1 protein-coding gene is annotated in these 2,037 nt (G+C 44.2%); it reads right to left on the bottom strand.

The window, feature by feature from the left end:
* Positions 1-153: 153 nt before the first annotated feature.
* Positions 154-1,854 (bottom strand): copper resistance system multicopper oxidase, encoded by a 1,701-nt coding sequence (locus tag ACZW67_RS14235; RefSeq protein ID WP_465183798.1) that lies wholly within the window; start codon positions 1,852-1,854, stop codon positions 154-156.
* Positions 1,855-2,037 lie beyond the last annotated feature (183 nt).

Genomic DNA, 2,037 nt, shown 5'->3' on the forward strand with positions numbered 1-2,037 from the left:
ATATCGCCCGACATATCCATACCACTATGATCCATATCAGACATCTCAGCAGCTGTTGCAAAGGATGATGTGAGCAAGACTAGCGATGACAAACCAATGAATGGCAGATTTTTCTTAAATATTTTCATAATAAGCCTCATATTTGAAGGTTTGTTAAACGACGGCAACTTCTCTGAACATACCGGCTTCCATGTGATAAAGCAGATGGCAATGCCACGCCCATCGTCCAAACTCACCCGTCACATCAAAGCTAATCTTTTGCGCAGGTTGCACCACAATCGTATGTTTACGTACCTGAAAGTCTCCAGATGGCGTGCGCAAATCACTCCACATACCATGCAAATGCATCGGATGGTTCATCATAGTGTCATTGACTAAGGTAATACGTACGCGCTCGTTTGGCTTAATATTGACAGGGGTTGCATCCTTAAACATGACACCATCTAAGGCCCAAATATAGCGCTCCATGTTACCCGTTAAATGTAGCTCGATCTCTCGGGTAGGCTTACGCTGCTCTGCAAATATGGCCTCATCGACAGAGCGTAATTGATCATAAGTCAAAACCTTTCTATCAATCTCACGCAGGTTAATACCGGGATCATCGAGGTTTATACGTGGACTGTCGACACGCATATCAGATTTAAAGTCATACTCGGTCTTAGCGTGCTTTGCTTTGTAGCCTTTATCACCCATCGCACCCATCATGTCGGCCATGGTTAGCCATTCGATTTTGTCCATGGTAGGCGTTGCTGCACGAGCGCCTTTTTTGGTTGCAAGCGTGGTCGCGACATAGCCTGAACGATCGATATTTTGGGCAAATATGGTATGTGCATCTTGAGTAGGCGTGACAATGACATCATAAGTCTCAGCCACCCCAATGCGGAAATCATCAATCGCAACGGGTGCGACGTCAATACCATCTGTTGCCACCACCGTCATTTTGAGACCCGGTATACGCACATCAAAAATGGTTTGCGCTGAAGCATTGATAAAGCGCAGTTTGACGGGCTGTCCCGCTTTCACTAGTTGTGTCCAATTGGCTGCTGTGGTCTTACCATTCATCAGATACGTAAAAGTTTTTTCACCAGACAAATCGGTGAAATCCGTCGGCATCATGCGCATTTTATTCCACATTTTGCGCTTATCATGAGCGGCTTCTAAATCTGTTGCGGCAATATCAGACAACAGTTTTTTGAAGTCTGGCAAATGATAATTATCAAAGTCAGCACGCTGCTTTAAAAGTTTCAAGAGGTTATGCGGATTGCGGTGTGTCCAATCACTGAGCACAATAACGTGGTCTTCAGCGACTGGATAACGCTCACGCCCTTTGGGCTCAATCACAATGGCACCCAGCATACCGGTTTGCTCTTGGAACCCACTGTGTGAGTGATACCAATAGGTGCCTGATTGTTTGAGTTTAAATTTATAAGTAAAGGTACTGTTCGCAGGAATACCATCAAAGCTAATACCCGGCACCCCATCCATCTTAAAAGGTACGAGCAGACCATGCCAATGGATAGAGGTTGATTCATCCATCTGATTATGAACACGAATGGTTACTGTATCGCCTTCACGCATCTTTAGCGTTGGTGCTGGCAATGAGTCATTAATCAGCGTCGCCATACTCGACTTGCCATTGACGATAACGGGCTTTTTGCTGACATACAGGTCAAACTCATTACCGGTTAGGATAGGTACGATATGGTCAGATTTATCACTGTTGACGGCTACATTTTGTTGACCTTTACCGAGCGCACTATTGGCAATAGACGGTAGGGTGGACAGCATGGATGCCCCTAACAAAGTAGAAGATCCTGTTAAGAAACGCCTGCGATTGAACATATTCTTGTTCATAATAATTTACCTAACTTAATCCGTGAAATGGGAGTTGAGTTCATATAACTGTTGGCTCATTAATAGAACAGAATGAGCTATGTAATGTTTTAATCAAACTATATTTGCTGCTGCGGTGAGTCAATGGTTGCATAAATGGCTGTTGAGCCATCTTTGTTAAGCTGCATCACTTTATATGGCATA

Source organism: Psychrobacter sp. TPE 89C (genome assembly GCF_055522395.1).

Coding starts and splice junctions, on each gene's coding strand:
- ACZW67_RS14235 (WP_465183798.1), bottom strand. CDS start 1,854: ATGAACAAGAATATGTTCAATCGCAGGCGTTTCTTAACAGGATCTTCT.